This window comes from Streptomyces sp. NRRL WC-3605, assembly GCF_001509795.1.
Taxonomy (GTDB): Bacteria; Actinomycetota; Actinomycetes; order Streptomycetales; family Streptomycetaceae; genus Streptomyces; species Streptomyces viridochromogenes.
The window spans coordinates 86,299-110,664 of record NZ_LLZN01000067.1; the positions used below are offsets into that span (position 1 = coordinate 86,299).

General features: G+C 72.0%; 20 protein-coding genes. 12 read left to right on the plus strand and 8 right to left on the minus strand.

All coding sequences use genetic code 11. From position 1 onward, the window contains the following. Positions 1 to 3: 3 nt before the first annotated feature. On the minus strand, positions 4 to 2,400 hold the full coding sequence (locus ADL34_RS22440; RefSeq protein WP_062669010.1) for a cation-translocating P-type ATPase: 2,397 nt from the start codon (positions 2,398 to 2,400) through the stop codon (positions 4 to 6). A gap of 97 nt (positions 2,401 to 2,497) precedes the next feature. After that, the gene (locus tag ADL34_RS22445; RefSeq protein ID WP_062669009.1) at positions 2,498 to 2,797 is read right to left on the minus strand and encodes a DUF2530 domain-containing protein; all 300 of its coding nucleotides are present in this window, start codon (positions 2,795 to 2,797) and stop codon (positions 2,498 to 2,500) included. A 118-nt stretch (positions 2,798 to 2,915) separates the two neighbouring features. Between ADL34_RS22445 and ADL34_RS22450 the strand changes: the two genes are divergently transcribed. Beyond that, on the plus strand, positions 2,916 to 4,367 hold the full coding sequence (locus ADL34_RS22450) for an NCS2 family permease (RefSeq protein WP_062669008.1): 1,452 nt from the start codon (positions 2,916 to 2,918) through the stop codon (positions 4,365 to 4,367). On the opposite strand, the gene ADL34_RS22455 is transcribed toward ADL34_RS22450, so the two are convergent. After that, positions 4,360 to 4,542, minus strand: coding sequence for a ribbon-helix-helix protein, CopG family (locus tag ADL34_RS22455; protein ID WP_062669099.1), 183 nt, complete (start codon positions 4,540 to 4,542; stop codon positions 4,360 to 4,362). The genes ADL34_RS22450 and ADL34_RS22455 overlap by 8 nt on opposite strands. Before the next feature lie 155 nt (positions 4,543 to 4,697). Here ADL34_RS22455 and ADL34_RS22460 point away from each other — a divergent pair, with 155 nt between their 5' ends. From ADL34_RS22460 to thpR, 3 genes are read left to right on the plus strand one after another with little or no spacing between them, the layout of a single operon-like run. Beyond that, on the plus strand, positions 4,698 to 5,135 hold the full coding sequence (locus tag ADL34_RS22460; protein ID WP_062669098.1) for a MarR family winged helix-turn-helix transcriptional regulator: 438 nt from the start codon (positions 4,698 to 4,700) through the stop codon (positions 5,133 to 5,135). Between the two features lie 25 nt (positions 5,136 to 5,160). Then, entirely contained in the window at positions 5,161 to 6,513 is a 1,353-nt protein-coding gene (locus tag ADL34_RS22465) for an MFS transporter (RefSeq protein ID WP_107115657.1), read from the plus strand. A 41-nt stretch (positions 6,514 to 6,554) separates the two neighbouring features. Further along, a complete protein-coding gene (gene thpR, locus ADL34_RS22470) occupies positions 6,555 to 7,127 on the plus strand; it encodes an RNA 2',3'-cyclic phosphodiesterase (protein ID WP_062669006.1) in 573 nt (190 codons plus the stop codon). A gap of 134 nt (positions 7,128 to 7,261) precedes the next feature. Here thpR and ADL34_RS22475 read toward each other — a convergent pair whose 3' ends face one another. The 3 genes from ADL34_RS22475 to ADL34_RS22485 all read right to left on the minus strand — a co-directional run bounded on the left by ADL34_RS22475 (position 7,262) and on the right by ADL34_RS22485 (position 9,676). After that, positions 7,262 to 8,254, minus strand: a complete 993-nt coding sequence (locus ADL34_RS22475; RefSeq protein ID WP_062669005.1) for an aldo/keto reductase — start codon at positions 8,252 to 8,254, stop codon at positions 7,262 to 7,264. 43 nt (positions 8,255 to 8,297) lie between these two features. After that, the gene (locus ADL34_RS22480; RefSeq protein WP_062669004.1) at positions 8,298 to 8,891 is read right to left on the minus strand and encodes a Uma2 family endonuclease; all 594 of its coding nucleotides are present in this window, start codon (positions 8,889 to 8,891) and stop codon (positions 8,298 to 8,300) included. Positions 8,892 to 8,995: 104 nt separating this feature from the next. Then, a complete protein-coding gene (locus ADL34_RS22485; RefSeq protein ID WP_062669003.1) occupies positions 8,996 to 9,676 on the minus strand; it encodes an SGNH/GDSL hydrolase family protein in 681 nt (226 codons plus the stop codon). A gap of 133 nt (positions 9,677 to 9,809) precedes the next feature. Between ADL34_RS22485 and ADL34_RS22490 the strand changes: the two genes are divergently transcribed. Together ADL34_RS22490 and ADL34_RS22495 are read left to right on the plus strand one after the other, a co-directional pair. Continuing rightward, positions 9,810 to 10,781: a WD40 repeat domain-containing protein gene (locus tag ADL34_RS22490; protein WP_062669002.1), complete on the plus strand. Its 972-nt coding sequence runs from the start codon at positions 9,810 to 9,812 to the stop codon at positions 10,779 to 10,781. Between the two features lie 189 nt (positions 10,782 to 10,970). Next, positions 10,971 to 12,551 carry an alpha/beta hydrolase gene (locus tag ADL34_RS22495; protein WP_062669001.1) on the plus strand — a complete coding sequence of 527 codons (1,581 nt, stop codon included), beginning with the start codon at positions 10,971 to 10,973 and terminating at the stop codon, positions 12,549 to 12,551. A gap of 75 nt (positions 12,552 to 12,626) precedes the next feature. Here ADL34_RS22495 and serC read toward each other — a convergent pair whose 3' ends face one another. Further along, a complete protein-coding gene (serC, locus tag ADL34_RS22500; protein WP_062669000.1) occupies positions 12,627 to 13,745 on the minus strand; it encodes a phosphoserine transaminase in 1,119 nt (372 codons plus the stop codon). A 115-nt stretch (positions 13,746 to 13,860) separates the two neighbouring features. Here serC and ADL34_RS22505 point away from each other — a divergent pair, with 115 nt between their 5' ends. The 3 genes from ADL34_RS22505 (at position 13,861) to ADL34_RS22515 (ending at position 19,152) form a co-directional block, all read left to right on the plus strand. Beyond that, the gene (locus ADL34_RS22505; protein WP_062668999.1) at positions 13,861 to 16,788 is read left to right on the plus strand and encodes an FAD-binding and (Fe-S)-binding domain-containing protein; all 2,928 of its coding nucleotides are present in this window, start codon (positions 13,861 to 13,863) and stop codon (positions 16,786 to 16,788) included. A gap of 85 nt (positions 16,789 to 16,873) precedes the next feature. Then, positions 16,874 to 17,998: a lipid II:glycine glycyltransferase FemX gene (locus ADL34_RS22510; RefSeq protein ID WP_062668998.1), complete on the plus strand. Its 1,125-nt coding sequence runs from the start codon at positions 16,874 to 16,876 to the stop codon at positions 17,996 to 17,998. Positions 17,999 to 18,189: 191 nt separating this feature from the next. Further along, positions 18,190 to 19,152 carry an EamA family transporter gene (locus ADL34_RS22515; protein ID WP_062668997.1) on the plus strand — a complete coding sequence of 321 codons (963 nt, stop codon included), beginning with the start codon at positions 18,190 to 18,192 and terminating at the stop codon, positions 19,150 to 19,152. A 23-nt stretch (positions 19,153 to 19,175) separates the two neighbouring features. On the opposite strand, the gene ADL34_RS22520 is transcribed toward ADL34_RS22515, so the two are convergent. Next, entirely contained in the window at positions 19,176 to 20,090 is a 915-nt protein-coding gene (locus tag ADL34_RS22520; protein ID WP_234375077.1) for a hypothetical protein, read from the minus strand. A gap of 198 nt (positions 20,091 to 20,288) precedes the next feature. On the opposite strand from ADL34_RS22520, the gene ADL34_RS22525 reads away from it, so the two are divergent. From ADL34_RS22525 to ADL34_RS22535, 3 genes are all read left to right on the plus strand, one after another. After that, complete coding sequence (locus ADL34_RS22525; RefSeq protein ID WP_062668996.1) at positions 20,289 to 21,083, plus strand: TIGR03084 family metal-binding protein; 795 nt, start codon at positions 20,289 to 20,291, stop codon at positions 21,081 to 21,083. 65 nt (positions 21,084 to 21,148) lie between these two features. Next, a complete protein-coding gene (locus ADL34_RS22530) occupies positions 21,149 to 22,768 on the plus strand; it encodes an acyclic terpene utilization AtuA family protein (RefSeq protein ID WP_234375082.1) in 1,620 nt (539 codons plus the stop codon). Continuing rightward, entirely contained in the window at positions 22,765 to 24,363 is a 1,599-nt protein-coding gene (locus ADL34_RS22535; RefSeq protein WP_062668994.1) for an acyl-CoA carboxylase subunit beta, read from the plus strand. Before ADL34_RS22530 ends, ADL34_RS22535 begins: the two co-directional genes overlap by 4 nt. The last annotated feature ends 3 nt before the right edge of the window (positions 24,364 to 24,366 follow it).

The window sequence follows — 24,366 nt, forward strand, 5'->3', positions numbered from 1 at the left end:
GGCTCAGCACGGGACCCGGCGGTCGACCCACTTCCACAGGAACTCCAGGGCGGCCGCCGCCACCGCCGCGATGCCGACCGCGACCCACGGCAGTGTCATCCCCACCAGCCGCAGCGCGAAGAACTCCTGCAGCCAGGGCACGACCAGCACCAGCAGGAACGCGAAGCCCATCGCGGCGACCAGCGCGATCCGCCACCACGTGTACGGGCGGGCGATGATCGCCAGCACCCAGATCGAGATCAGGAACAGCGTCAGCGTGGCCGCGCTGGTCTCCGCGGGGAGACTGTCCGGCCCCGTGTAGTGGTGGCGGGCGATCAGATACGTCGCGAACGTCGCCACCCCCGCCACCACACCGCCCGGGAGCGCGTAGCGCATGACCCGCCGCACGAAGTGGGGCTGCGCCCGCTCCCGGTTCGGCGCGAGGGCCAGGAAGAAGGCGGGGACCCCGATGGTGAGCGTGGACAGCAGGGTCAGATGGCGTGGCAGGAAGGGGTACTCCACCTGCCAGAACACCACCAGCAGCGCCAGCAGCACCGAGTAGACCGTCTTGACCAGGAACAGGGTCGCCACGCGGGTGATGTTGCCGATCACCCGCCGCCCCTCGGCCACCACCGACGGCAGCGACGCGAAGCTGTTGTCCAGCAGCACGATCTGCGCGACGGCCCGGGTCGCCTCCGACCCCGAGCCCATCGCCACCCCGATGTCGGCGTCCTTCAGCGCCAGCACGTCGTTCACGCCGTCGCCGGTCATCGCGACGGTGTGCCCGCGCGACTGGAGCGCCCCCACCATGTCCCGCTTCTGCTGCGGGGTGACCCGCCCGAAGACGGTGGCGTCCTCGATGGCGCCCGCCATCTCGTCCCGCTCCCGGGGCAGCCGGCGCGCGTCGACGGTCGTACCGGCCAGCCCCAGCTTGGACGCGACCGCGCCCACCGAGACCGCGTTGTCCCCGGAGATCACCTTGGCCTTGACGTCCTGCTCGGCGAAGTAGCGCAGGGTGTCGGCGGCGTCGGGCCGCAGCCGCTGCTCCAGGACGACGAGGGCGGCCGGTTCGGCGCCCTGCGCGACGTCGGGGTCGTGCAGCTCGCGGCCGGCGCGGGCGAGCAGCAGCACCCGCAGGCCCTGCTCGTTCAGCCGGTCGGTCTCACCGAGCGCCGGGTGCCCGTCGGGGAGCAGCACGTCGGGCGCGCCCAGCAGCCACGTGCCGGACTGCCCGTCGCTCTCGCTGAAGGTGGCGCCGCTGTACTTGCGGGCGGAGGAGAACGGCAGGGCGGCGGTGGAGCGCCAGTCCTCCGCGTCGGGGAAGGCGGCGACGACCGCCTTGAGCGAGGCGTTGGGACGGGGGTCGGACTCACCGAGGGCGCCGAGGACCGTACGGACGTAGGGCTCGTCGAATCCGTCGAGCGTGCGCAGGGCGGTGACGTCCATGCCGCCCTCGGTGAGTGTGCCGGTCTTGTCGAGGCAGACCGTGTCGACGCGGGCCAGGCCCTCGATGGCGGGCAGCTCCTGCACCAGGCACTGTTTGCGGCCCAGCCGGACGACGCCGATGGCGAAGGCGACGGAGGTGAGCAGCACCAGCCCTTCCGGGACCATCGGCACGATGCCGCCGACGGTCCGGGCGATCGAGTCGTCGAGGTCGTTCTCCTTGACGAACAGCTGGGTGATGATCAGGCCGATCGCGGCCGGGACCATCATCCAGGTCACGTACTTGAGGATCGTCGAGATGCCCGAGCGCAGCTCGGAGTGGACGAGGGTGAACCGGGACGCCTCCTCGGCGAGCTGGGCGGCGTACGCCTCACGCCCGACCTTGGTGGCCTGGAAGGCGCCGCCCCCGGCGACGACGAAGCTGCCGGACAGGACCGGGTCGCCGGGCCGTTTGACCACCGGGTCCGCCTCGCCGGTGAGCAGCGACTCGTCGATCTCCAGCCCGTCGGCCTCGACGCACACCCCGTCCACGACGGCCTTGTCCCCGGGCCCGATCTCCACCAGGTCGTCGAGGACGATCTCGGCGGTCGCGATCTCGCCGGCCACCCCGTCCCGGCGCACCGTGGGCCGTGTCTCGCCGATCACCGCGAGCGAGTCCAGGGTCTTCTTGGCCCGCCACTCCTGGACGATCCCGATACCGGTGTTGGCGATGATGACGAACCCGAACAGGCTGTCCTGGATCGGCGCGACGAACAGCATGATCAGCCAGAGCACGCCGATGATCGCGTTGAAGCGGGTGAAGACGTTGGCGCGGACGATCTCGGCCATCGACCGGCTGCTGCGCACCGGTACGTCGTTGACGTCTCCCCGCGCGACCCGTTCGGCCACCTGGGCCGCGGTGAGTCCGCTCGCCGCGACGGTGACGGAGGCGCTGTGCACGGTGTGGTTGACATCGGTGCCCGCGTCGGCATGCGTCATGCCTTCGACGGTACGTGCGGAGCCGGGAGTTCACCCGCCGAGTGCGCGGAAGTTCCGACCGGGGGAGGAGCGGGGTCGTACCAGGGGTGTACGGCCGCTATTCGGCGGAGGGGGCTGCGGGCTGCCCGGCGCGGGTGCCGGAGGTCTCCTGCTCCGCCGCCGCCCGCCTGATGGCCGCGTCGCGCCTGCGGACGTACCAGATGCCGATGAGGCCGAGGCCGCCGCCGGCCAGGCAGGTCCACACCCACCAGGTGTGCCCGTGGTCGTCGAACCAGCCGTAGAACGGCAGCTGCACGACGAAGAGGACGAACCAGATGATGGTGCCGCCGGTGATGGTCGCGACGACGGGGCCCTCCAGGGGCTCCGGCGCCTCGTGCTTGGGGGTCCACTTCGCCATGCGTCACAGCTTACGAGGTGATCAGGTCTACGCGCGGAGATGGCTCTTCCGGCCTTTATATGTTCATACTGAAACGGTTTGAATCTGACCACTTCTCTTCGTAGGAAACACCAAAAGCATGTCCACCTCGGCTCCTGCCAAGGCCCCCACCCCTGAACAGCCGGGAGCCGGGCCCACCTACGGCGCACTCGACCGCTTCTTCAAGATCTCCGAACGCGGCAGCTCCCTGCCGCGCGAGATCCGCGGCGGTCTCGCCACCTTCTTCGCGATGGCGTACATCGTCGTGCTGAACCCGATCATCCTGGGCAGCGCGAAGGACATGTACGGGCATCAGCTGGACAACGGCCAGCTGGTCACCGCGACCGCCCTCACCGCCGCCTTCAGCACCCTGCTGATGGGCGTCATCGGCAACGTGCCGATCGCGCTCGCCGCCGGCCTCGGTGTGAACTCCGTCGTCGCCCTCCAGCTCGCCCCGCGCATGTCCTGGCCCGACGCGATGGGCATGGTGGTCCTGGCCGGTTTCGTGGTCATGCTGCTCGTCGCCACCGGTCTGCGCGAGCGCGTCATGAACGCCGTGCCGTTCGGTCTGCGCAAGGCCATCGCCATCGGTATCGGCCTGTTCATCATGCTGATCGGCCTGGTCGACTCCGGCTTCGTCACCCGTATCCCGGACGTCGCCCAGACCACGGTCCCGCTCCAGCTCGGCACCGGCGGGCACCTCAACGGCTGGCCCGTGCTGGTCTTCGTGCTCGGCGCGCTGCTCACCCTTGCGCTCATCGTCCGCAAGGTGCCCGGCGCGATCCTCATCTCGATCGTCGCGATGACCGTGGTCGCCGTCGTCATCGAGGCCGTCGCGAAGGTGCCGTCCTGGGGTCTCACCACCCCGAAGTGGCCCGGCAACCCGGTCGCCAGCCCCGACTTCGGCCTGATCGGCGAGGTCAGCCTGTTCGGCGGGTTCGGCAAGGTCGGCGTGCTGACCGGAATCCTGTTCGTCTTCACCGTCCTGCTGTCCTGCTTCTTCGACGCCATGGGCACGATCATGGGCGTCAGCGACGAGGCGAAGCTGACCGACGCCCGCGGCCAGATGCCGGGCATCAACAAGGTGCTGTTCGTCGACGGCCTCGCCGTCGCCGCGGGCGGCGCCAGCTCCTCCTCGGCCACGACGGCGTTCGTGGAGTCCACGGCCGGCGTCGGCGAGGGTGCCCGGACGGGCCTGGCCAACGTCGTCACCGGCGGTCTGTTCGGGGTCGCGCTGTTCCTCACGCCGATCGCCACGATGGTGCCGTCCCAGGCGGCCACCCCGGCCCTGCTCGCGGTGGGCTTCCTGATCCTCGCGAACTCCGTCAAGGAGATCGACTGGGCCGACTACACGATCGCGATCCCGGCCTTCGTGACGATGGTGATGATGCCGTTCACCTACTCGATCACCAACGGCATCGGCATGGGCTTCATCACCTTCGCGGTCCTGCGGCTGGCCGCCGGACGCGGCCGGGAGGTCCCGGCCGCGATGTACGTGGTGGCGGCGGTCTTCGGCTTCTACTACCTGATGCCGGCGCTGGGCCTCACGTGACGCCGTAGAACTTCTCGGTCTCCTCGACGGCGGTCTTGAACCGCTCGTCGAAGTCATCGCGGATGAGCGTCCGGACGACATAGTCCTGGACGCTCATTCCTCTTTTCGCGGCATGCTCGCGCAGCCGGTCGAGCAGCTCGTGGTCCATCCGCAGGCTGAGCACGCTGGTCCCCATGCACACGAGGGTCGCGGCACCTTCCGGTGCGACGTGTCACGTTCCGCCGATGGATCACCCATATGAGTGACGGCAGGATGACGTGGCGGGAGTCACGGGGGGCGCATGTCATCCCGAGTGGTATTTAGCCAGAGTAATGAGTTACGCTAATGAACATGTCGGACCTCACCCATGGCGACGACGCTGCCGCCGTGAACTCCCTGCGCTCCGCGGTCATGCGCCTCTCCCGCCGGCTCAAGCACCAGCGGGTCGACGAGTCGCTGAGCCCCACCGAGATGTCGGTGCTCGGCACCCTCTCCCTCTGCGGCAGCGCCACCCCCGGTGAGCTGGCCCGCAAGGAGCACGTCCAGCCGCCGTCGATGACCCGCATCGTCGCCCTGCTGGAGGCCAAGGGCCTGGTCCGGCTGGAGCCGCACCCGGAGGACCGGCGCCAGAAGGTCGTCTCGAAGACCGAGCAGGCCGAGACGATGCTCGCCGAGAGCCGCACCAAGCGGAACGCCTTCCTGGCCACCCTCGTCGAGGGCCTCGACGAGGAGGAGTGGGCGGCCCTGCGCGCCGCCGCCCCCGTGCTGGAGAAGCTCGCGCACCTGTAAGCAATCACCAAGGAGGCGACCACTTTTGAGTTCGGGACCCGGAGCAGACTCCGCCCCCGCACCGACCACCCACGACTCCCCGCCCGTCCCCGAGCGCCGCTCCACGATGTTCAGCTCGCTCAGGATCCGGAACTACCGGCTGTTCTTCCTCGGCCAGGCCGTCTCCAACACCGGGACCTGGATGCAGCGCATCGCCCAGGACTGGCTGGTGCTCAGCCTCACCGGCTCCGCCACCGCCGTCGGCATCACCACGGCCCTGCAGTTCCTGCCCATGCTGCTGCTCGGGCTGTACGGCGGCGTCCTCGTCGACCGGCTGCCCAAGCGCCCCACGCTGATCGTCACGCAGTCCGCGATGGCCCTCACCGGCATCGCGCTGGCCGCCCTCACCCTCACCGGACACGTCCAGGTCTGGCACGTCTACCTGGCCGCCCTCTTCGTCGGCCTCGCGACCGTCCTCGACAACCCGGCCCGGCAGTCGTTCGTCTCCGAGATGGTCGGCCCCGGCCAGCTCCAGAACGCCGTCAGCCTCAACTCCGCGAACTTCCAGTCCGCCCGGCTCGTCGGGCCCGCCGTGGCCGGCCTGATGATCACCGGCGTCGGCACCGGCTGGGCGTTCCTCGCCAACGGCCTCTCCTTCGTCGCGCCCATCACCGGCCTGCTCCTGATGCGGGCCCGCGAGCTGCACGTCGTCGAACGGGCGCCGCGCCGCAAGGGACAGCTGCGCGAGGGCCTCCAGTACGTCGCCGGGCGCCCGGACCTGATCTGGACCATCGTCCTCGCCGGGTTCGTCAGCACCTTCGGCTTCAACTTCCCGGTCTTCCTGTCCGCCTTCGCCGACGACGTCTTCGACGCGGGCGCCGGCTCGTACAGCCTCTTCAACACCCTGATGGCCGTCGGCTCCCTCGCCGGCGCGCTGCTCGCCGCCCGGCGCGGCACGGCCCGGATGCGGGTGCTGATCGCCGGGGCCGTGGCCTTCGGCACGATGGAGATCGTGGCGGCCGTCGCCCCCTCGATGTGGCTCTTCGCCGTGCTCATGGTGCCCATCGGCATGTTCGGCATGACGGTCAACGTCACGGCCAACAGCAGCATCCAGATGGGCACCGACCCGAGCATGCGCGGCCGGGTGATGGCCCTCTACATGATGGTCTTCATGGGCGGCGCCCCCATCGGAGCGCCGATCGCCGGCTGGGTCACGGACGCGTACGGCGTCCGGGCCGGCCTCGCGTCGGGCGGCGCCGTCACCGCCGCCGCGGCCGTCGCGGTCGCCCTGGTCCTGGCCCGCCTCGGCGGACTGCGCCTCGCGGTCGGCTGGTGCCACGGGCACCCGAAGGTGCGGTTCGTGCCGCGCGAGCGGGAGCGGCTGGCGACGGCCGCCTGAGTTCCCGGGACGGAACCGGGCACGGCGGCGAGACTCTCCCCATGAGACTCTTCGCCGCCGTGCTGCCGCCGGACGACGTGGTACGGGAACTGGACACCGAGGTCACCGCCCTGCGCGGCCTGCCCGGCGCCGACCGGCTGCGCTGGACCGACCGGCCCGGCTGGCACCTCACCCTCGCCTTCTACGGCGAGGTCGACGACGCGCTCCTCCCCGACCTGTCCGCCCGCCTGGAGCGCGCCGCGCACCGGACCGCCCCCTTCCCGCTGGCGTTGCGCGGAGGGGGCCAGTTCGGGCACGGACGGGCCCTGTGGACGGGCGCGCGGGGCGATGTGCCCGCCCTGCGGGTGCTGGCCGGGCGCTGTGAGGCGGCCGCCGCGAAGGCGGGCGTCCCGATGGGGGAGCACCGCCGGTACAAGGCCCATCTGACGCTGGCCCGCAGCCGTACCGCCGTGGACACCCGGCCGTATGTGACCGCCCTCGCGGAGTTCGCCGGCCGCACCTGGACGGTGACGGAGCTGGCGCTCGTCCGCAGCCACCTGCCCACCTCCGGCGTGCCGGGCGAGCAGCCCCGCTACGAGGTGGTCGCCCGCCGGCCGTTCGGCGGCGCCGGTTAACCTCGATGGCGTGGACCCGAAAACCCGTAACCGGATCATGGCCGGTGCGCTCGTGCTGATGTTCGTCCTCGTGGCCCTGGCGGCGGCGCTCGGACGCTGACGCCCGCACGCCGCCCCCGGGCGCCTGAGGCGCCCTACCAGGCGAACGCCTCCGGTGACGGCCCCGGACCCGGGAACACCTCGTCCAGCCCGTCCAGCAGCTCCTGGCCGAGCTCCAGGTCCACGGCCCGCAGCGCCGACTCCAGCTGACCGGCCGTGCGGGGGCCGACGATCGGGCCCGTGACGCCGGGCCGGGTCAGCAACCAGGCCAGGGCGACCTCGCCGGGCTCCAGACCGTGCTTGTCGAGCAGGTCCTCGTAGGACTGGAGACGGGCGCGTGCCGCCGGGTCGGCGAGGGTGTCCGCCGCCCGCCCGGACGCCCGGCGCCCGCCCTCGGCCTGCTTCTTCAGCACCCCGCCCAGCAGTCCGCCGTGCAGCGGCGACCAGGGGATGACCCCGAGGCCGTAGTCCTGCGCGGCGGGGATCACCTCCATCTCGGCGCGGCGCTCGTAGAGGTTGTAGAGGCACTGCTCGCTGACCAGGCCGATGGTGCCGCCGCGCCGCGCGGCGGTCTCGTTGGCCTGGGCGATCTTGTAGCCGGGGAAGTTGGAGGACCCGACGTAGAGGATCTTGCCCTGCTGGACCAGCACGTCGATCGCCTGCCAGATCTCGTCGAACGGGGTGTCCCGGTCGATGTGGTGGAACTGGTAGACGTCGATGTGGTCGGTCTGGAGCCGCTTCAGGCTGGCGTCGACCGCGCGCCGGATGTTCAGTGCGGAGAGCTTGTCGTGGTTGGGCCAGGCCTCGCCGTCGGCGCCCATGTTGCCGTACACCTTGGTGGCGAGGACGACCTTGTCGCGCCGGTCGCCGCCCTGGGCGAACCAGTTGCCGATGATCTCCTCGGTGCGGCCCTTGTTCTCGCCCCACCCGTAGACATTGGCGGTGTCGAAGAAGTTGATGCCGGCGTCCAGCGCCGCGTCCATGATCGCGTGGCTGTCGGCCTCGTCGGTCTGCGGTCCGAAGTTCATCGTGCCGAGGACGAGTCGGCTGACCTTGAGTCCCGTGCGTCCGAGCTGCGTGTACTTCATGACCACCTAGCCAACGGCTTGGAGTGCGCTCCAGGCAAGGGGATCAGTCGCGGGGGAAGTCCTCGGTGACGAGGACCAGGTCGACGACCGTGCCGGTCAGGTCGACGTCGGTGCCGAAATCGACCCGGGTGCAGGTCGTGTAGTCGCCGTCCTTGGGGTCGGTGTGGACGTGACAGCGCCCCTGGTACGGATCGGCGATCAGGTACACGGGGACCTCGGCCTCGGCGTAGGCGAGACGCTTGGGGCCGTAGTCGTTGGCGGCGGTCCCCTGGGAGATGACCTCGGCGACGAACTCGACGTCCTGGTATCGCCAGTGGCCCCTGTCGTCCTCCTCGGCCACATCCTTGAGCAGGGCGACGTCAGGGCAGAAGCCGTTGTCGTGGCCCGGGAAATCGATACGCACGTCTGAGAACACGGCGGCGTCCATGCCGAACCTGTCCTCGAGGGCCCGCACGATTCGGCGGATGATGCCCCAGTGCGTGCTCCGCTGCGGTGTCATGTAGACGTTGCCCCCGACGATCTCGACCCGGTAACCCTCGGGGACGGGCATACGCTCGAGCCGCTCGAACCACTCGTCCAGGCTCAGGTTGTTGGCGTCGGCGTCGGCCATCGCGATCCTGTCTTCGAGGACGGTCATCGTGGCGCTCCTCCCCGGCTGCTCCACGGTCAGGTGCACCCGCGCTGTACAACGATACGCACGGTGACGGCGGCACGGAGACGAAGCTCACACGAGGGAGCAGGTCAGAGCGGGCCGTCGTACGGCTCGCCCAGGTCCCACGCCTGGTGCATCGCGTCCGCGAAGGCGGCGGCGATCTTGTGCTCGCCGCTCGCGTTCGGGTGGGTGCCGTCGTACGTGTCCAGGTCGATGGCGTACGACGGCGGCGGGGACGCCAGCAGCAGGGGGGAGCGGGGCTCGTCGAGGTCGGCGACCGCCTTCGCCAGGAGTTCGTTGAAGCGGGTGACCTGCGCGGCGAAGGGGGCGTCGTTCGTGGCCCGGACGTTCGGGATCACCGGCAGCACGACGATCCGCACGCGCGGGTTGGCCCTCCGGGCCTCGGCGACGAAGGCCCGCACGTTCTCGGCCGTCTGCTCGGCGTTCGTGTAGAAGCCCAGGTCGATCAGGCCCAGCGAGACGAGGAGCACGTCGGCCCGGTGCGCGCGGACCGCGTCGGCGATCAGGGGGGCCATGTGCTGCCAGCCCTCGCCCCAGCCGGCCAGATGGGCGCGGGGGAAGCCGGGGTCGGCGTACTCGTACGAGCTCGGGGCCTCCATGGCCTTGTCGTACAGCGTCTCGCGCGGGCCGACGAGGGCGAAGGGGCCGCCGTAGGTGTCCCGCAGGTGCTGCCACATGCGGTAGCGCCATGTGTGTTCGCCGGCGCTGCCGATGGTCATCGAGTCGCCGACGGGCATGAACCTGAGCATCCGCTCATGATGGACGATCTCCGGGGGGCGCGAGGAGCCGGCGGGGTGTGAAGCCCGCCACGCGGTACCCCGTCCGGGACGGGCCCCGCGGACCCCGGCTCGGAACCCCCGGGCGGGATGGCAGGCTTGGGGCATGCGCCGACCGCTCGCCATACTCGCCGGGGTCCTGCTCACCGGTGCGCTGACGCTGCCCGCGTCCGCCGCCGACGGAGCCGGGAACGAGGACTTCACGATCAAGGACCCGCGGATCACCGAGTCCAGCGGCCTGGCCGCCTCCCGGCAGCACAAGGGCGTCTACTGGACGCACAACGATCAGGACACCGGTGCCTACCTGTATGCCGTCGACAGCGCCACCGGAAAGACGGTCGCCCGGATCACGATGACCGGCGTGGGCACCCCGCGGGACGTGGAGGCGATCTCCATGGGCCCCGACAACCAGCTGTACGTCGGCGACATCGGCGACAACGACGGTGTGGAGTGGCCCTACGTGTGGGTCTACAGGCTGCCCGAGCCGAAGGTGCTGAAGGACCAGGCGGTCCACGCCACGCAGTACGTCGTGAAGTACTCCGACGGCCCCCGCGACGCCGAGTCGATGGTGGTGCACCCGAAGACCGGGCGCGTCTACATCATCGACAAGCAGGAGGACGGCGGGCACCTCTACGAGGGGCCGGCGAAGCTCTCCCCGTCCGGCGCGAACGTCTTCGAGCCGACCACGCCCGTCGATCTGTGGGCCACCGACGCCGCCTTCTCCCCGGACGGCAGGAGGCTCGTCGTACGCGGCTACTTCGGGGGTCTCGCCTACGACTGGAACGGCGGGAAGCTCAAGCGCCTGGAGCGGGTCAGCGTGCCGCTCGGGCAGGGGGAGTCCGTGTCGTACTCGCCCGACGGAAGCAGGATCATGCTGGGCAGCGAGGGCCTGAACAGCACGGTGGTGGCGAAGGACGCGCCGGGGGACGGCGGCTCCGACGGGTCGTCGTCCGGGGGCAGTTCGGCCTCCTCGGACGGTGACGGCGGTACGGACGGCACCCTCAAGGTCGGCGCGGTGGCCGTGGTGGCGGTCCTGGTGGTGCTCTTCGCGCTGCGGAGGCTGTTCCGGCGGGCGTGAGGCCAGGGCCGGCGGTCTGTCCGGCTATGGCTGGAACTCCCCGTTTCTGAGGGGTTCTTGAGACCTGACTGTGCCTCGATTTGGTCAAGTCTTGCGCGAATTCGCACATAAGCGGTGCGCACTTCCGCGACGATGCCGGACGGCCCGCGTCACTCGCGGGTCTGTCCCCTCACCGTTGCGAGAGATTCCATGAGAAGAAGCGCAGCCGTACTGTGCGGCGCCACGGTCGTCCTGGCCGGGACGCTCACCGCCGTCCCCGCCAACGCCAGCGCGTCGCACTCCGCGAACACCGCCCTGGCCACCGCCGCGGCGAAGGTCACCTGGAAGAAGTGCGGGACGGACGACACCCCGACGCTCCAGTGCGGATCGATCAAGGTGCCGCTCGACTACGCGAAGCCGCACGGGAAGCAGATCAAGCTGGCTCTCTCCCGCGTGCCGCACACCGCGCGCACGTCCCAGGGCCCGCTGCTCGTCAACCCCGGAGGCCCCGGTGGAAGCGGCCTGGGGCTGGCCGAGTTCGTCGCCTCCTCCCTGCCCAAGGACGTCGCCGCCCAGTACGACGTCATCGGCTTCGACCCGCGCGGCGTGGGCGAGAGCGAGCCCGCCCTGGACTGCAAGCCGGGCCACTTCGACCCGGTGCGCCCCGACGCGGTGCCGAGCACCCCGGCGCTGGAGAAGGCCAACGTGGCGCGTGCCAAGGCCTTCGCCAAGGCGTGCGGCACGAAGTACGCGGCCGTCCTGCCGTACATCGACACGGTCAGCGCCGTGAAGGACATGGACGCGATCCGCAAGGGCCTCGGCGCGTCGAAGATCAACTACTTCGGCTACTCGTACGGCACCTACCTCGGCGCCGTCTACGCCAAGCTGTTCCCCGAGCGGGTGCGGCGCCTGGTGCTGGACTCGATCGTCGACCCGACCGGCGTCTGGTACGAGGACAACATCCAGCAGGACTACGCCTTCGACAAGCGCCACAAGGCCTTCATGGCGTGGATCGCCAAGTACGACTCCACGTACAGGCTCGGCACGAACGCGAAGAGGATCGAGGCCAAGTGGTACGCCATGCGGGCGGCCGTGGCCAAGAAGCCGGCCGGCGGCAAGGTGGGCGCCTCCGAGCTGGAGGACATCTTCATACCGGGCGGCTACTACAACGGGTACTGGCCCACGCTCGCCAAGACGTTCGCGGCGTACGTCAACGACCACGACTCGGCGGCGCTGGTCACGGCGTACGACAACATCGCGGCGATCGACGCCTCCGGTGACAACGGCTACAGCGTCTACGCGGCCGTGCAGTGCCGTGACGCCTCCTGGCCGCGCGACTGGAAGCAGTGGCGCAAGGACACCTGGGCGGTGCACGAGAAGGCCCCGTTCATGGCGTGGAACAACGCCTGGTACAACGCGCCGTGCGCGTTCTGGCCGACGAAGACGCTGAAGCCGGTGAACGTCGCCAACAGCAAGCTCCCGCCCGTGCTGCTGTTCCAGGCCACGGACGACGCGGCCACGCCCTACCAGGGCGGTGTCACCATGCACCGGCTGCTGAAGGGCTCCAGCCTGGTGGTGGAGCAGGGCGGCGGCAACCACGGCATCACGCTGAGCGGCAACGCCTGCCTCGACAAGCACCTCGCGACGTACCTCACCAACGGCAAGGTCCCGCACGGCAAGGGCGTGGCCGACGCGGTATGCGAGAAGCTCCCCGACCCCACCCCGCAGCCGGCGGCGCAGAAGGCGGCGGCGGGCAACAGCCTGCGCGCCCTGCTGCGTTCGGCGCGGTGACCCGCTCCTGACGGAACGACGGAGGGGCGCCCGGCGACAGTCGCCGGGCGCCCCTCCGTCACGTGCGGGAGAAGGTCAGAGCTTCTCGATGACGTGGTCGACGCACTTCGTCAGGGCCTCGACGTCCGCCGGGTCGATCGCCGGGAACATCGCGACCCGCAGCTGGTTGCGGCCGAGCTTGCGGTACGGCTCGGTGTCGACGATGCCGTTGGCGCGCAGCACCTTGGCGACGGCGGCGGCGTCCACCTCGTCCGTGAAGTCGATCGTGCCGATGACCTGCGAGCGCTTGGCCGGGTCGGTGACGAACGGGTTCGCGTACTTGATGTCCTCGGCCCAGCCGTACAGGGTGCGGGCGGAGGTGGCGGTGCGGCGGACCGCCCAGTCCAGGCCGCCCTGGCCGTTGATCCACTCCAGCTGCTGGTTCAGCAGGAACAGGGTGGCGAGGGCCGGGGTGTTGTACGTCTGGTTCTTGCGGGAGTTGTCGATCGCCGTCGGCAGGGAGAAGAACTCCGGGATGTGGCGGCCGGAGGCGTGGACACGCTCGGCGCGCTCGATCGCCGCCGGGGAGAACACGCCGATCCACAGGCCGCCGTCGGAGGCGAAGGACTTCTGCGGGGCGAAGTAGTAGACGTCCGTCTCGGCGATGTCGACCGGCAGGCCACCGGCGCCGGAGGTGGCGTCGACCAGGACCAGTGCGCCCTCGTCGGCACCGGCCACGCGCTTGATCGGCATGGCGACACCGGTGGAGGTCTCGTTGTGGGTGAAGGCGTAGACGTCGACGCCCGCCTCGGCGGCCGCCTCGGGGTGCGTGCCCGGGTCGCTCGCGACGACGGTCGGCTCGGCCAGCCACGGGGCCAGCTTGGCGGCCTTGGCGAACTTGGAGGAGAACTCGCCGAACGTGAGGTGCTGCGACTTGTTCTCGATCAGGCCGTGCGTCGCGATGTCCCAGAACGCGGTGGAGCCGCCGTTGCCGAGGATCACCTCGTACCCGTCGGGCAGGGAGAACAGCTCCTTGATGCCCTCGCGCACTTGGCCGACCAGGTTCTTCACCGGGGCCTGGCGGTGGGAGGTGCCCAGGAGGGAGGTACCGGTCGCGGCCAGCGCGTCCAGCGCTTCCGTCCGCACCTTGGAGGGGCCAGCGCCGAATCGTCCGTCGGCGGGCTTGATGTCAGCGGGAATCTGGATCTCAGCCACGACACGGAGGGTAGCCGGTCGAGGAAACCCGGGTGAAACCTCGTCCGTCCGGTGAGACGGCGTGGTCCCGGCCCCGCGCCGGTGACGGCCCGTCCCGGGCTGGTTGAGTGGACGTATGGCCGAACTGGAGACAGAGCTGCGCGCGGCGGTCCGGGGCGAGGTCGCATTCGACGTCACGTCCCGTGCGCTGACCACGATGGACGCGTCCAACTACCGGCGTGTCCCGCTGGGGGTGGTGGCCCCCCGGGACGCCGACGACGTCGCCGCCGCGCTGGCGGTGTGCCGGGAGCACGGGGTGCCGGTGGTGGCGCGGGGCGGGGGCACGTCGATCGCCGGGCAGGCCACCGGTACCGGTGTCGTCCTGGACTTCACCCGGCACATGGACCGGCTGCTGTCGCTGGACCCGGGGACGAGTACCGCCGTCGTGCAGCCCGGACTCGTCCTCGACCGGCTCCAGGAGGCCGCCGCCCCGCACGGCCTGCGCTTCGGGCCCGACCCGTCCACGCACAGCCGCTGCACCCTCGGCGGCATGATCGGCAACAACTCCTGCGGGTCGCACTCCGTGGCATGGGGGACGACCGCCGACAGCGTGCGCGAACTGGGCGTGCTCACCGCGCGCGGCGAGGGGCTGCGCCTCGGGCGCGACTGGGCGGGCGCGCCCGAGGGACTGCGCGCCCTCGTGGAGGGCGACCTGGCGCGGCTGCGGACCGGCTTCCCCGAGCTGCCCCGCAGGATCTCCGGATACGCGCTGGACGCGCTGCTGCCCGAGAACGGCGCCGACGTGGCCCGCTCGTTCTGTGGCAGCGAGGGCACGCTCGGGGTGCTCACCGAGGCGGTCGTGCGGCTCGTGCCGGCGCCCCGCGCGCGGGCGCTCGCGGTGCTGGCGTACGCCGACGAGAGCGCCGCCGCCGAGGCGGCCACCGGGCTGCTGCCGATGGAGCCGCTCACCGTGGAGGGCATGGCCGCCGACCTCGTGCCGGCGTCGGCCGCGCTGCCCCGGGGCGGCGCGTGGCTGTTCGTCGAGACGGGCGGGGAGTCGGCGGGCGAGGCACGCGCGCGGGCGGAGGCGATCGTGCGCGCCGCCGACGTGGTCGACGCGGCGGTCGTCACCGACCCGGCCGGGCAGCGGGCCCTGTGGCGGCTGCGGGAGGACGCCAGCGGCACGGCGACGCGGATGCCGGACGGCACGGAGGCGTGGCCCGGCTGGGAGGACTGCGCGGTGCCGCCGCACCGGCTCGGCGCGTATCTGCGGGAGTTCCGGGTGCTGCTGGCCGCCCACGGGCTGCGCGGGGCGCCGTACGGGCACTTCGGGGACGGCTGCATCCACGTCCGGATCGACTTCGACCTGCTCGGCGAAGCGGGCGTCGGCCGCTTCCGGCGTTTCTCCGAGGAGCTGGCCGACCTGGTCGTCGCGCACGGCGGCTCGCTGTCCGGGGAGCACGGCGACGGGCAGGCGCGGGCCGAACTGCTGCCGAGGATGTACGGGCAGGAGACGGTCCGTCTCTTCGAGCGCGCCAAGGACGTGTGGGACCCGGACGGCCTGCTCAACCCGGGGATGCTGGTGCGCCCGGCGCCGCTCGACGCGAACCTGCGCTTCGCGGTCCTGCCCCGCGAGCCCGTGGACGTCGCGTTCGGCTACCCGGCGGACGGCGGTGACTTCGCGGGGGCCGTACGGCGCTGCGTCGGCGTCGCCAAGTGCCGTACGACGTCGGTGTCCGGGTCCGCCGTGATGTGCCCGTCGTTCCGGGCGACCGGCGCCGAGGAGCACTCCACGCGCGGGCGTGCGCGGCTGCTGCACGAGATGCTCGCCGGGGAACTGGTGACCGACGGGTGGCGTTCGGACGAGGTGCGTGACGCGCTGGACCTGTGCCTGGCCTGCAAGGGGTGCCGCTCCGACTGCCCGGTCGGGGTGGACATGGCCACGTACAAGGCGGAGTTCCTGCACCACCACTACGCCGGCCGGCGCCGGCCCGCCGCGCACCACAGCATGGGCCGGCTGCCCCGGTGGCTGCGCCTGGTGGACCGGACGCGGACGGCGGGCCTGGTCAATGCCCTCGCCGCCGTCCGGCCGCTGGCGTGGCTCGCGAAACGGCTCGGGGGGATCGCGCCCGAGCGGCGGCTCCCGAGGCTCGCGACCCGCACGTTCAGCCGCTGGTGGGAGACGCGGGAGAGGCCCGCGGTTCCGGCGGGCGGGGAGCGGGTCGTGCTGTGGCCGGACACCTTCACCGAGCATCTGTCGCCGTCCGTCGGGCGGGCGGCCGTCCGGGTGCTGGAGGCGGCCGGGCTGCGGGTCGCGCTGCCGCCGACGGTGCGGATGACCCCGTCCGGGCGGGGCGAGGGGATGGCGGTGGCGATGGACCCGCTGTCCGTGCTGCGCGGCCGGGAGCGGGTCTGCTGTGGCCTGACGTACGTCTCCACGGGCCAGCTCGACCGGGCCCGCGCGGTGCTGCGGCGCACACTCGACCTGATGGAGCCGCTGCTGGAGCGGGACACCCCGGTGGTGGTCCTGGAGCCCAGCTGCGCCGCGTCCCTGCGCACGGACCTGCCCGAGCTGCTGCACGACGACCCCCGCGCCCGGCGCCTCGCCGACCGCGTGCTGACCTTCGCGGAGGCCCTGGAGCGGTACGCGCCCGGCTGGGCACCGCCCCGGATCGGGCGCCCGGCGGTCGGGCAGACCCACTGCCACCAGCACGCCGTCCTCGGCGACGAGCCCGACCGGCGGCTGCGGGAGGCGGCCGGGCTGACGGGCGGGCTGAGCGGCGGCTGCTGCGGTCTCGCGGGGAACTTCGGGTTCGAGAAGGGGCACTACGACGTGTCCGTGGCGTGCGCGGAGGAGCAGCTGCTGCCCGCGGTGCGGGACGCCGGGGAGGACGCCGTGGTCCTGGCGGACGGCTACTCCTGCCGGACCCAGCTGGCGCAGCTCGCGGGCGTGCGGGGTCGGCATCTGGCCGAGGTCCTCGCGGACGCCCTGGGGAACGGCGGATTGGGCCGTCCGGGAGCGCGCGGCCCCGCAGGAGATGAGCGGGACGAGGGGCGCGCCTAGGCTGACGATCAGTGGAATGCCGCCCTCCGGTAAGGGCGGGCACCCTTTCCCGGACGGTTGCGTCCGGTCGTCGACAGGAGCCCCCATGCCCCTCCTCCTCCGGCCCATCACGCGCGACGAGCATCTGGCGTTCGTCGCGGCCCGCCGCTCCGCCAGCCACACCCAGGTCCCGTCCTGGGGCGACGTGAAGCCGGACTGGACGGCGGAGAGCCTGGGGTGGTTCGACGACGAGGGGCGGCTGCTGGGCGCGGGCCTCGTGCTCTACCGCCCGCTGCCCCGCCTGAAGAAGTACCTGGCGTATCTGCCGGAGGGCCCGCTCATCGACTGGCACGCGCCCGACCTGGCCGAGCGGTGGCTGGAGCCGATGGTGGCGCACGTCAGGCGCAAGGGCGCCTTCTCGGTACGGATGGGCCCTCCCGTCGTCGCGCGCCGGTGGAGCCCCGACACGGTGAAGGCGGCCATCGCCGACCCCGCCGCGCACCGGCTGCGGGACGTGGAGCCCACGGCGTACGACCCGCGCGCCGCCGAGGTCGAGGAGCGGCTGCAAGCCGCAGGATGGCGGCGGTCCGAGCCGGCGGGCGAGGAGGGGTTCGCCGCGGGGCAGCCCCGGTACGTCTGCCAGGTGCCGCTGGCCGGGCGGTCGCTGGACGACGTCCACCAGGGGCTCAACCAGCAGTGGCGGCGCAACATCAAGAAGGCGGAGAAGGCGGGCGTCAAGATCGTGCGGGGCGGCCGGGAGGACCTGCCCGTCTTCCACGAGCTGTACCGGGAGACCGCCGAGCGCGACCGGTTCGTCCCGCGTCCGCTGCCCTACTTCGAGCGCATGTGGGCCGCGCTCACCGCCGAGCACCCCGACCGGATGCGGCTCTACCTCGCCCACCACGACGGCGAGGTCCTGGCCGCCGCCACGATGCTCACCGTCGGCGAGCACGTCTGGTACTCCTACGGTGCCTCCACCAGCCGCCGGCGCGAGGTCCAGCCGAACAACGCGATGCAGTGGCACATGATCGCCGACGCGCACGCGGCGGGTGCCGCCGTCTACGACTTCCGGGGCATCACCGACACCCTGGAGGAGTCCGACCACCTGCTGGGCCTGCTCCGGTTCAAGGTGGGCGCGGGCGGCGAGGCCGTCGAGCACCTGGGCGAGTGGGACCTCCCGATCAACCGGCTGCTGCACCGGGCCCTGCATCTGTACATGGCCCGCAGGTAGGGGTCAGGAGGAACCGGCAAGGGCCGGGGAGGCCCGCGCCCACGAAGGTTGCCGGGGCAGGGCCGGGGAGGCCCCGGCGTCCATACTCTGGGACAGTGGCATGACGGGTTCACACGCCTGACCGAGTCCATTACTCTGGACTTGGCAGTACAGCACGCTGAACGAATCCCCCGTCAAGCCCAGGAACGCCCGTGAGCATCCCCGAAGCCGCCGCCGCACCCGCGTACACCGGCGCCCCGGCCCCCTCCGCGACGGCCGCCGGCGCCCCCGGCGGACGGGGCTCCCTCGGCCCGGTGGGCCTGGTGCTCGCCGGCGGTATCTCGGTCCAGTTCGGCGGCGCCCTCGCGGTGAGCCTGATGCCGCGCGCCGGTGCGCTCGGCGTCGTGGCGCTGCGGCTGCTGGTCGCCGCCGTCGTCCTGCTGCTGGTCTGCCGGCCCCGGCTGCGCGGCCACTCCCGGACCGACTGGGGCACGGTGGTCGTCTTCGGCGTCACCATGGCCGCGATGAACGGCCTGTTCTACCAGTCCGTCGCCCGCATCCCGCTCGGCCCCGCCGTCACCCTGGAGGTGCTCGGCCCGCTCGCCCTGTCCGTGCTGAGCTCGCGGCGCGCCCTCAACCTCGTGTGGGCCGGGCTGGCCCTCGCCGGTGTCTTCCTGCTCGGGGGCGGCGGCTTCAGCAGCCTCGACCCGCTCGGTGTGGCCTTCGCCCTGGGCGCGGGCGCCATGTGGGCGGCCTACATCGTCTTCAGCGCCCGCACGGGCCGGCGCTTCCCGCAGGCCGACGGTCTCGCGCTGGCGATGGCGGTGGGGGCGGTGCTGTTCCTGCCCCTGGGCCTGGCCGAGTCGGGCGCCAAGCTCGCCGATCCGGTGACCATCGGGCTGGGTGCGGCCGTGGCGATGCTCTCCTCGGTCCTGCCCTACACGCTCGAACTCCTCGCCCTGCGCCGCCTGCCCGCGGGCACCTTCGCGATCCTGATGAGCCTGGAACCGGCGATCGCCGCGACCGCCGGGTTCCTCGTCCTGGACCAGGCCCTGTCCACCGCCCAGGCGCTCGCCATCGCACTCGTCATCGCGGCGAGCATGGGGGCGGTGCGGACGCAGGTGGGCCGGGGGCGCAAAAAGAAGGCCGGGTCCCCGGTGGGCGACGCGGCCTAGGTCGTGTCCTGCGAGGCGCTCGCCTAGCGCATCAGCAGCCCTCGCATCCCCAACCCGTAGTGCACGCGCAGCCGGTGCAGCTCCCACAGGCCCACCGCCGTCACGGAGAGCGGGGCGCCCAGGATGAACACGTACCGGATCACCGTCGGCACGCCCTCGTGGGCGCCGGTGAACACGTCGATCAGCGCCGTCTCCCACGTCAACGCCATGATCAGCAGCGGCGGCACCGTCTCGTGGATGTCGGCGGTGCGGAACACGTGCTGGACGGCCAGTCCCACGCCCCAGACGATGAACGGCAGCACCCAGAAGAAGATGAAAAGGTTGGCCGCGAGGAGGAGGCCCTTCGTCACGGTGAACTGCCCCTCCGTGAGAGGTTCGCCCTCGAAGACCCCCGACAGCACGGTGATCGGGAAGACGGAGGCCGCCGCCATCATGGCCACGATCGCGCCGAAGCACCGCGCCGCCCGGCGCAGCAGGTCCCGTCGCGCCGCCGGGGCGGCCAGGGCGTACAGGACGCCGACGACGACCGGGAGGGTCGCCGCCAGTACGAGGGCGCTGGTCCACGACTTGTCGACCTGCTCGTCCGCCGCGTCGCTGAGCTTGGGGGCGAGCTTGTAGGCGTAGGACATCCACAGGAACGCGCCCACGCCGACCAGGGTCCTGATCTTCCGCATCCGGGCCACCTCGGGGTCCGAGACGATGCCCGGCCGGGACGGTGTGAAGACCCTGCGCGCGGTGTGGATGGGGCCGATCCGCCGCCGCAGCCGGGTGACCGGCCCGCCCGGCGGCGGAACCGGCGGCCCCGGGTACGGCGGCTGGGGCTGCGGCGGCACATAGGGCTGGGACGGATCGGGCTGTGGCGGATAGGGCCGCGGTGGCTGCGGCTGGTAGGGATGGGGCCCCTGAGGCGGCTGTCCGCCCGGGTTCCAGTTGCTCATCGTTCGTCCCCCGATATGCGAGTGTGCGCCGCGATGGGCGCGATCGCCGAGTGTATTGAGCACACAGGGTCCGCACAGCCCTCACCTCGGGTCGTGCACCGAACGATCGCAATTATGCAAGCATGCTTGCTTGTTTTCTTCGGCGCTGCCATGCTCCTCAGCACGCCGCACACCGCCGTGCCCCGAGGGGAGCGTCCCGTGTCCGATCCGACGCCCGTGTTCGACGACCTGCGCGAGGAGAGCGAGGAACTCGACCGGCTGGTGGCCGGTTTGAGCCCCGCGCAGTGGGCGCTCGCCACCCCCGCGCCCGGCTGGACCGTCGCCCACCAGATCGCGCATCTCGCCTGGACGGACCACTCGGCGCTGCTGGCCGCGACCGACACGGACGCCTTCCACGCCCTGGTGGAGAAGGCGCTGGTGGCGCCGGGCTCCTTCGTCGACGACGGGGCCGAGGAGGGGGCCGCGCTGCCGCCCGACGAGCTGCTGGCGCGCTGGCGGGACGGCAGGGTGGCCCTGGACAAGGCGCTGCGCGCGGCACCCGGGGGAGGCAAGCTCCCCTGGTACGGCCCGCCCATGTCGGCGGCCTCCATGGCCACGGCCCGGCTCATGGAGACCTGGGCCCACGGACTGGACATCGCCGACGCCCTCGGTGTGGTGCGCCCACCCACCGACCGGCTGAGGCATGTGGTGTGGATCGGGGTGCGCACCCGTGACTTCGCCTTCGGCGTCCATGGACTGCCCGTGCCGTTCGAGCCGTTCCGGATCGAACTGACCGCCCCGTCCGGCGAGCTGTGGACCTACGGCCCCGAGGACGCCGACCAGCGCGTCACCGGCTCGGCCGTCGACTTCTGCCGGCTGGTCACCCAGCGCGCCCACCGCTCCGACCTGGACCTGCGCGCCGAAGGCCCGGACGCCGACCGCTGGTTCGACATCGCCCAGGTCTTCGCGGGCCCGCCCGGCGCCGGACGCGGCCCGAAGGGGGACGCCCGGTGACGGCGGCCGCCCGGCCGCTGCGGATCGGCAACGCCTCCGGCTTCTACGGCGACCGCTTCGACGCCATGCGCGAGATGCTGACCGGCGGCGAACTGGACGTCCTCACCGGCGACTACCTCGCCGAGCTGACCATGCTCATCCTCGGCCGCGACCGGCTGAAGGACCCCGGCGCCGGGTACGCCCGCACCTTCCTGCGGCAGCTGGAGGAGTGCCTCGGCCTCGCGCGGGAGCGGGGCGTGCGGATCGTCGCCAACGCGGGCGGGCTCAACCCGGCCGGGCTCGCCGACGCCGTACGGGCCCTTGCGGACCGGCTCGGTGTCCCTGTGCGCGTCGCCCATGTGGAGGGCGACGATGTGGCGGACCGCCACCCCGGCAGCCTCGCCGCCAATGCCTACCTCGGCGGCTTCGGCATCGCCGCCTGCCTGCGGGAGGGCGCGGACGTCGTGGTCACCGGGCGGGTGACCGACGCGGCCCTGGTGACCGGGCCCGCCGCAGCCCACTTCGGCTGGCGGCCCGGCGACCACGACCGGCTCGCGGGCGCCGTCGTCGCCGGACACGTCCTGGAGTGCGGGGCGCAGGCGACCGGCGGCAACTACGCCTTCTTCGACGCGGCCTCCGCGACCCGCCCCGGCTTCCCCCTCGCCGAACTGCACGAGGACGGGAGCTGCGTCATCACCAAGCACCCCGGAACCGGCGGCCTCGTCGACGTCGGCACGGTCACCGCCCAGCTGCTCTACGAGACGGCCGGCGCCCGCTACCCGGGACCCGACGTCACCGCCCGGCTGGACACCGTACGGCTCACCCAGGACGGACCCGACCGGGTGCGGATCGACGGGGTGCGCGGCGAGGCCCCGCCCCCCGACCTGAAGGTCGGCGTGAACCGGCTCGGCGGCTTCCGCAACGAGGTCGTCTTCGTGCTGACCGGACTGGACGTCGAGGCGAAGGCGGCGCTCGTACGGCGGCAGATGGACGACGCGCTCGCCGCGTCCCGGCCCGCCGAGACGCGGTGGGACCTGGTCCGCACCGACCGGCCCGACGCGCCGACGCAGGAGACGGCGAGCGCCCTGCTCCGGCTGGTCGTGCGGGACCCGGCCCAGGAGAACGTCGGACGGGCGCTCAGCGGGGCGGCCATCGAGCTGGCGCTCGCCAGCTACCCCGGCTTCCATGTGCTCGCGCCACCCGGAAAGGGCACGCCCTATGGGGTGTTCGAGGGTGTGTACGTCCCCCATGGTGCCGTCGACCAAGTGGCGGTCCTCCACGACGGACGCCGGATCACTGTGCCCCCGCCCCAGGAGACGGCCGTGCTCGACGCCGTCCCGGAGCCGCCGCTGCCCGAGCCCCTGCCCGCCGGACCCACCCGGCGCGCTCCGCTCGGCCTGGTCGCGGGCGCCCGCAGCGGCGACAAGGGCGGGGACGCCAACGTCGGCGTCTGGGCCCGCACCGACGACGCCTGGCGATGGCTCGCGCACACGCTCACCGTGGACCGGTTCCGGGAGCTGATCCCGGAGAGCTGCGATCTGAAGGTGACCCGGCACGTCCTGCCGGAGCTGCGCGCCCTGAACTTCGTCGTCGAGGGCGTCCTCGGCGAGGGCGTCGCCGCCCAGCACCGCTTCGACCCGCAGGCCAAGGCCCTCGGTGAATGGCTGCGCAGCCGCCACCTCGACATCCCGGAGAGTCTGCTGTGACCGTCCTGCCCACCGCCCTGGACCCCACGAGCCCCGACCACCGGGCCAACCGCGAGGCCATGCTCGCCAAGCTGGCCGACCTCGACGCCGAGCACGCCAAGGCCCTCGCGGGCGGCGGCGAGAAGTACGTCCAGCGGCACCGCAAGCGCGGCAAGCTGCTCGCCCGCGAACGCATCGAGCTGCTCCTCGACCCCGACGCCCCCTTCCTGGAGCTGTCCCCGCTGGCTGCCTGGGGCAGCGACTACACCGTCGGCGCCTCCCTGGTCACCGGCATCGGGGTGGTCGAGGGCGTCGAGTGCCTGATCACCGCCAACGACCCGACCGTGCGCGGCGGCGCGAGCAACCCGTGGTCGCTGAAGAAGGCGCTGCGCGCCAACGACATCGCGCTCGCCAACCGGCTGCCCGTGATCAACCTCGTGGAGTCCGGCGGCGCCGACCTGCCCTCCCAGAAGGAGATCTTCATCCCCGGGGGCGCCATCTTCCGGGACCTGACCCGGCTGTCGGCCGCCGGCATCCCCACCGTCGCCGTCGTCTTCGGCAACTCGACGGCCGGCGGCGCCTACGTACCCGGCATGAGCGACCACGTGATCATGGTCAAGGAGCGCGCCAAGGTGTTCCTCGGCGGCCCGCCCCTGGTGAAGATGGCGACCGGTGAGGAGAGCGACGACGAGTCGCTGGGCGGCGCCGAGATGCACGCGCGCGTGTCGGGCCTCGCCGACTACTTCGCCGTGGACGAGCCGGACGCCCTGCGCCAGGCCCGGCGCGTGGTCGCCCGCCTCAACCACCGCAAGGCGTACCCCGATCCGGGCCCGGTCGAGCCGCCCAAGTACGACCCGGAGGAACTCCTCGGCATCGTCCCCGGCGACCTGAAGACCCCCTTCGACCCGCGCGAGGTCGTCGCCCGGATCGTCGACGGCTCCGACTTCGACGAGTTCAAGCCGCTGTACGGGACAAGCCTGGTCACCGGCTGGGCGAGCCTGCACGGCTACCCGGTCGGCGTCCTCGCCAACGCGCAAGGCGTCCTGTTCAGCGAGGAGTCGCAGAAGGCCGCCCAGTTCATCCAACTGGCCAACCAGCGCGACATCCCGCTGCTGTTCCTGCACAACACCACCGGCTACATGGTCGGCAGGGAGTACGAGCAGGGCGGCATCATCAAACACGGCGCGATGATGATCAACGCGGTCTCCAACTCCCGCGTCCCGCACCTGTCCGTCCTCATGGGCGCCTCCTACGGTGCCGGGCACTACGGCATGTGCGGCCGGGCCTACGACCCGCGCTTCCTGTTCGCCTGGCCGAGCGCCAAGTCCGCGGTGATGGGGCCCCAGCAGCTCGCCGGGGTGCTGTCGATCGTCGCCCGGCAGTCGGCGGCGGCGAAGGGGCAGCCGTACGACGACGAGGCGGACGCCGCGCTGCGGGCCATGGTGGAGCAGCAGATCGAGTCGGAGTCGCTGCCGATGTTCCTGTCCGGGCGGCTGTACGACGACGGCGTCATCGACCCCCGCGACACCCGCACCGTCCTCGGCCTGTGCCTGTCCGCCGTCCACACCGCCCCCTACGAGGGCGCGCGCGGCGGCTTCGGCGTCTTCCGGATGTGAGGG